This window comes from Myxococcus sp. AB056, from assembly GCF_006547365.1.
GTDB lineage: Bacteria > Myxococcota > Myxococcia > Myxococcales > Myxococcaceae > Myxococcus > Myxococcus virescens.
Genome location: NZ_VHLB01000172.1, coordinates 1 through 6,260 on the forward strand (window position 1 = coordinate 1; position 6,260 = coordinate 6,260).

The 6,260-nt window shown below is 69.3% G+C and carries 6 protein-coding genes; 3 read left to right on the forward strand and 3 right to left on the reverse strand.

Annotated elements, in window-relative coordinates; genetic code table 11:
- The coding region (locus FMP39_RS36630) for a bacterial transcriptional activator domain-containing protein (RefSeq protein ID WP_228558643.1) at positions 1-767 on the reverse strand (767 nt) is incomplete at its 3' end.
- 207 nt (positions 768-974) lie between these two features.
- Here FMP39_RS36630 and FMP39_RS36635 point away from each other — a divergent pair.
- From FMP39_RS36635 to FMP39_RS36645, 3 genes are all read left to right on the forward strand, one after another.
- Positions 975-2,555, forward strand: a complete 1,581-nt coding sequence (locus tag FMP39_RS36635) for a bifunctional 3-(3-hydroxy-phenyl)propionate/3-hydroxycinnamic acid hydroxylase (RefSeq protein WP_141594575.1) — start codon at positions 975-977, stop codon at positions 2,553-2,555.
- A gap of 87 nt (positions 2,556-2,642) precedes the next feature.
- A complete protein-coding gene (locus FMP39_RS36640; RefSeq protein ID WP_090495638.1) occupies positions 2,643-3,044 on the forward strand; it encodes a BlaI/MecI/CopY family transcriptional regulator in 402 nt (133 codons plus the stop codon).
- Positions 3,041-4,657 (forward strand): M56 and MltD domain-containing protein, encoded by a 1,617-nt coding sequence (locus FMP39_RS36645; protein ID WP_141594576.1) that lies wholly within the window; start codon positions 3,041-3,043, stop codon positions 4,655-4,657. Before FMP39_RS36640 ends, FMP39_RS36645 begins: the two co-directional genes overlap by 4 nt.
- Positions 4,658-4,669: 12 nt before the next feature.
- On the opposite strand, the gene FMP39_RS36650 is transcribed toward FMP39_RS36645, so the two are convergent.
- Together FMP39_RS36650 and FMP39_RS36655 are read right to left on the reverse strand one after the other, a co-directional pair.
- A complete protein-coding gene (locus tag FMP39_RS36650) occupies positions 4,670-5,434 on the reverse strand; it encodes an outer membrane beta-barrel protein (RefSeq protein ID WP_141594577.1) in 765 nt (254 codons plus the stop codon).
- 204 nt (positions 5,435-5,638) lie between these two features.
- Positions 5,639-6,260 (reverse strand): TetR/AcrR family transcriptional regulator (locus tag FMP39_RS36655; RefSeq protein ID WP_228558644.1); only part of this gene is annotated, 622 nt, incomplete at its 5' end.

The following is a 6,260-nucleotide window of genomic DNA, read 5'->3' on the forward strand; positions in this document are numbered from 1 at the left end:
GGGCTCGGAGATGTGGATAAGGGACAGGGCGGGCCCCGCTCGATTTCGCGCGCCAGGGCCACCGTCTGCGGCAGCGGCGTGGTGTCCAGCTCCTCACGCAGTAGGCGACGGCACCGCTCGAAGGCGTTGAGCGCGGCCATGCGGTCGCCCGCCACGTAGTGCAGCCGCATCAGCCGGCGCCACGCTTCTTCCGAATACGGGTCCATGCTGAGGAGCTGCTCCGCGAGCGCCAGTGCACCCGTCAGGTCCCCCCGCTTCTCCCGCAACTCCGACTCCGCCACGGCGGCCCGGCGGCGAAGCTTGTCCAACCGCTCACGCGCGCCTTCCAACCATGTTTGGAATTCTGAGCAATCTTCGTATTCCAGGACACCCAGGAGAACACCTTCCAGTGCGAGGGCTTCCGCGTATCGCCCCTCGAGCACGTGGGCCTGGAGTTCGGCGGCGTCCGAGACAACACCCTCACACAGCGAGAGGACATCGGTGCCCTGGACCAGCTCCGCGCCGCAGGCGAGCCGCAGCCGGCGCAGGAGCTGTCGCATGTTGTTGCGCGCGGTCGCCTCCCCGGACTCCGCCCACAGGAGGCCGGCAAGACGGTACTTCGGGTGGGGGCCTTCCAATGCCAACCATGCGAGCACCGCCGCGGTCCGCCGCTCCAGCGGGATGCGTGTGTCGCCGACCCGGAGCCGGGCTTCGCCCAAGAGTTCCAGGTGAAAGCGTTGTGTATTTACCAGGCCGTCGGCTGCCATGTCCTCCGGGATTCCTCGCATGGGCGGGGCTCTAAGGTAACACGTCCGCCGATAACCTCCGTAACGGGTAGGGATTGCCCCAGCAGTGACAATTTTTGCGTGTGGTTTTTCCGTCACACGGCAGCTCGCCGCTCTGAGCGGATGCTGATCCAGGCTTCCGGACCCGTCACACCGTGGTCACACCTGATTCGTTATTAAAAATGCCAGACATTGCCCCGGGAGGCATCCATGGGTTGTGACAGTCAGCAGACGGACGCGCAGGTGGACGTCATCATCAGCGGATGTGGTCCGGTGGGAGCGTTGACGGGCAACCTGCTGGGTCTCATGGGTGTGCGCACCTTGCTGCTGGAGCGGGACGTGGCGCCGCACGGCGAGCCCCGGGCCTTTTCGTGCGACGACGAGGGCCTGCGCATCTACCAGTCCACCGGACTGTTGGATTTATTGCAAAGCGACATGCGGGAAAGCCGTTTCGCGGAGTACGTGGGCGGCACGGGCAAGCGCTTCGCGGAGATTCACACCGGCGAGACGGACTTCGGCTTCGGCCACACGCCGCTGTGGTTCTTCCACCAGCCGCTGCTGGAGGGCGCGCTGCGCGACGGGCTCAACCGCTTCGAGCACGTGGAGCTGCGCAAGGGCGTGAGCGTGGAGGCCGTGGTGCAGGACTCCGACGGGGTGACGGTGCGCTACCACGACTCGGTCACGGGCGAGCAGCGCACCATCCGCGCGAAGTACCTGCTGGCGTGTGACGGCGCGCGCAGCACCGTGCGCAAGGCGCTGGGCATCTCGATGTCGGGACGGGCCTATGGCGAGCCCTGGCTGGCGGTGTCCGGCACCGTGGTGGAAGGGGAGGTGCCGGAAATCTGCCGCTTCGTGTGCGACCCGAAGCGTCCGGCCTTCGTAGCCACCGGCGCGGTGAACCAGATTCGCTGGGAGTTCATGATGATGCCCGGCGAGACGCGCGAGCACCTGGAGAAGTCGGAGACCATCTCCGAGCTCATCGCGCCGTACGTGGACCCCAAGCGCGTGCGCATCGAGCGTGCCTCGGTCTACACGTTCCACTGCCTCAACGCGGCGCGTTGGCGCCAGGGCAACGTCTTCCTGCTGGGTGACGCGGCGCACACCATGCCGCCCTTCATGGGCCAGGGCCTGGTGTCGGGGATGCGGGATGCATCCAACCTGGCGTGGAAGCTGAAGCGGGTGCTCCACGGGCAGTCCTCCGCGTCGCTGCTGGACACCTATGAGCAGGAGCGCCGGCCGCACGTGGAGGCGGTGCAGAAGCTGTGTGTGCGGGTGGGGCACCTGTTCCTGGCGCGCAACCCCCTGGTGGCCTCCGCGCGTGACGCGCTGATGCGCACCCTTCAGCGCATCCCCCGGGTGCGCAAGTTCATCGAGGGCTTCGAGTTCAAGGAGGCCCCGGCGCACGCGAGCGGCTACTACTTCGGCGACAAGGGCGAGTACTTCATCCAGCCGCGCGTGAAGCTGCCGTCGGGTGAGGAGGTCCTGCTGGACGACACCCTGGGCAATGACTTCACGGTGCTGTGCCGGGGCAACGCGCCGTCGGCGGAGCTGGAGGCGGCGCGCGAGCTGGCCGAGTCGCTGGGGGGCCGCATGATGACGTTCCATCCTCCGGCGGAGGCAGTGGACGAGGCCTCCGAGGATGCACCCGCGGTGGTGGACGTCACCGGAAAGCTGGCGGACTGGTTCTCCAAGCACGCCGCGGACGTGGTGGTGCTGCGTCCGGACCGGTTCGTCTACGGCGCGGTGCGGTCGCGGCGCCTGCCGGAGCTGCGGGAGGCGCTCGGGGTGTAGGGCCAGGAGCTCCGTCGGTGAGTAACTAAGTGGTTAGTTGATTTGAAACTAAGCCCTTAGTAGTTTGCGCGTCACGGAGGTTCGCTCGTGACTCGCAAGCCTGAGCCCGAAGTGGCTCCACGGCCGTTGACGCCGGTGGAGCTGGAGTTGATGCACATCGTCTGGCGCCTCGGTGAGGTGAGTGTGGCGGACGTGCTCGCCGCGCTGCCGCCGGAGCGCGCGCTGGCGTACACGTCCGTCTCCACGGTGCTGCGCATCCTGGAGCAGAAGGGCGTGGTGCACAGCCGCAAGCAGGGCCGTGGCCACCTGTACTCGGCGGTGTTGCCGCGCGACGCCTATGAGGCGCAGAGCGTGCGCCACCTGGTGGAGACGGTGTTCGACGGCACACCCTCCGCGCTGGTGGCGCGGCTGGTGGAGGCGGTGCCCCTGTCCGCCTCGGACGTGGATCAGCTCCGCAAGCTGCTCGACGCGAAGGGGCGGAAGCCGTGAGCGCCGTGCTGCGCGAGCTCGCGTCGCTCTATCTGACGCAGGCGCTGTTGCTCGCCGTGGCGCCGCCGCTGGCCTGGCTGGCGCTGACGCTGCTGTCGCGGCTGGGCCGTCCCTTGTCGGCGCGGCAGTCCTTGAAGGTGGCGCGTGGCGTGTTGCTGCTCGCGCTGGTGCTGCCGTTGTTGGCCGCGGCCGTGCACGCGCTGGTGCCCACCGGGCCCCGCTTTACCTTCGAGCGTTCCGTGGCGCGCCACGCGGGACGGCTGCCCGCGCCCTTGTGGGAGCCGCGTCCGGTGGCGGAGCCTGCGCGGGCTCGGGAGTCCGCGCCCGCGCTGCCGCCCGTGCTGCCCGCGGCGGCGCTGGCGCTCTTGGTGGGAGGAGGCGCCTTCATCACACGGGCGCTGGTGCGTCACGCGCGCCTGCTGCGTCAGTTGGAGTCGCTGCCCCGCGTGCGCGGCGTGGGGCGCGTCGTCGTGGTGCTGGGCGAGGCGGGCATGCCGGCCTTCTCCGCGTGGTTTCCTCGCGCCGGGCGTCAGCCCTCCGCGTGGGTGGTGGTGCCGCCCGCGCTGCTGGAGGACGCGGAGTCCTTCCGGCTGACGGTGCTCCACGAGCTTCAGCACCACCGTCAGCGCGACACGCACCGGGCCTTCGCGCGGCTCGTCCTCACGGGCGCCTTCTTCTGGCATCCGGGCGCATATGCCCTGTCCCGGTGGATGGCCTCGCTCCAGGAGCTGGCGTGTGACGAATCGCTGGTGGCCACTGGCCGGGCCCAGGCGCAGGCCTACGCGCGGTGCCTGCTCCAGGCGGCTTTGTCGGTGCGGCCCGAGTCCCCCCTTCCCGCCGGTGTCACCGGCATGTCCCACCCCACCACCCGGAGAATCCAGATGCTCTTCCAGCCTCGTCCCGCCCGTGCCCAGGGTGTTTCCGCGCTCCTGGCCGCGCTGTGTCTCGTCCTGGTGCCGCTCGCGGCGCTGTCACAAGGCGTGGCGCAGGGCCGCGCGGTGACGCTCGCGGAGGCGCAGGCGCTCGCCCGGTCCAGCCAGCCGGAGGGAGATTTGCCGGTGGTGGTGGACGCGCATGTGTTGGCGCGGCTCAACACGCTCACCGGTTCGGAGAAGGGGCGCGCGTTCATGAAGCGCGCACTGGCCAACCTGAAGACGCAGCGGGAGCTGCTCTCCGCGCCGTTGCGCGCTCGGGGCTTGCCCGAGGGACTGCTGGCCGTGGCCGTCGTCGAATCCGCGGCGACGAACATGCCGGAGACGGATGGCCGGCCCTCGCTGGCGCCGGGCATGCGTGGCGCGGGTGTGTGGATGTTCATCCCGGAGACGGCGCGGCGCTACGGGCTGGAGGTGAGCGACGCGCGGGACGAGCGGCTGGACGTGGCGCGTGAAACCGAGGCCGCCGCCTCGCTGCTGTCGGACCTGCACGCGCGTTACGGCGACTGGCGGCTGGCGCTCGCCGCGTACAACCAGGGGGCGAAGAAGGTGGATGCGGCGCTTGCCGCGGGCGGAAGCCGGGATGCCACGGTGCTCGTCGACGCCGGGCATCTCAACGACTACGCCGCCACCGTGCAGGCGGGGTTGCTCATCCTGCGCAACCCTCACCTGCTGGACTGAGGTGGGCGCGGCCTAGAAGCGGAACTGCATCCGCACGCCGCCGGACAGCCAGGCGTGGACCGTCTTGTTGTCGATGCTCTCCGACTCCGACTTGGAGACATCACCAATGATGGGCACGTTCTTCATCTCAATGCTGGTGGTCGACGACTGGTAGACGCCGGCCGCCAGCGACAGGTAGGGCCCGATGGAGAACGTGTCGTTGATGCGATAGTCGGCGCCGGCCTGGAGGGCGGCGAACTCGATGCCGCGGACGCCCGTGCCAACGGTGCCCTCCACGCCGTCCTCGCTCGAGGTCACATTCAAGTTGAGCATCTCGTAGCCGATGCCCAGGCCCATCCAGGGCATGAGCTTCTCTCCCGCCCGGAAGTGGTAGGACGCGTTGATGCCGAAGCGCATCTGGTTGGCGGAGCAACTGACTTCCGGGTCGCAGTCCTCGGCGATCAGCACGGGCGCGTACTGAAAGTAGGCCCCCAGGTAGACATTCGAGTTGAAGAAGTATCCCGCCTCCACCTGCAAGGGGATGGCGCTCTTGAACGCCTCGCTCATCTTGGGGGTTTCGCCGAGCTCGGAGCCCGCGGCGTGCCCCAGTGGGACGCCGTAGCCCGCACGCAGTCCCAGCGCGAAGCCCCGGTCCTCCTGGGCCTGTTCGACATCGTCGGCGCTCTTGAAATTCTTGCGCCCGACGTTGCCGTCATCGCGCCAGTCCGCAGCGAAGGCGGGAGCGGACAACATGAGGGAGAGGGTCGTGAGCTTCCAGAGCGTGCGGGGCGTGGTCATGATGTGCGGGTTCCACATGGAGAAAGGCATCCGCCGTTGCGGTGGATGCGCCTGCTGACGCGAGCGTGTTGGGAAAATTCAACGGTCGGCAACCGGCCGTGTCGCGCGCGCGGGGCGTCCTCCTCGTGGGTATCGCCGCGTTGGGGGTGTATGCGTTCCAGGTCGCGTCCGGCCGCCGGCAGCTGCGCGGTGGGGCGTGCGGCCTCACGCGCCGGAGACACTTCCCAGCATCCGCAGCGCCAGCTCGGCGTGGGTCTTCGCCAGGGTCTCCACCGCGATGGGGCCGCCGGGTTCGAACCAGTGGGGGATGCGCGAGCCCATCCCCACAATCGCCGCGGCGGTGATTTGGGGGTGGAGCGGGGAGAACTGTCCCTGGGCCATGCCGCGCTGGATGGCGTCCAGCAACATGGCGTTGGCCTTGTCCCGCAGCGCTTGCGCGGGCGCCGCCAGCTCCAGGCTCAGCGCGTAGAACTCCTCGTTCACCACCAGCGCGAGCTGCGGATGCTCCGCGTGGACGCGCGTGTGCGCATGAACCAGCGCGCGCACCTGGTCCGCCGGCGTGGGCTTCGCGCCCTGGAACGCGGTCTCCAGCGCCTCGAAGTGGGCCTCGTGGCCAATGCGCACCAGCTCCGCGAGGACGTGGTCCTTGGCCGCGAAGTGGGCGTACAGCGCGCTGGGCCGCAGCTCCAGGGCTGACGCCAGGTCCCGAATGGACGTGTCGTGATAGCCGCGGCTCGCGAAGAGCTGCAGGGCCGTCTCCAGGATGCGTCGGCGTGTGCCTTCGGGGGGCGCCGCCGCCGTGGGGGGGAGGCGGGCGGCCGTGGCG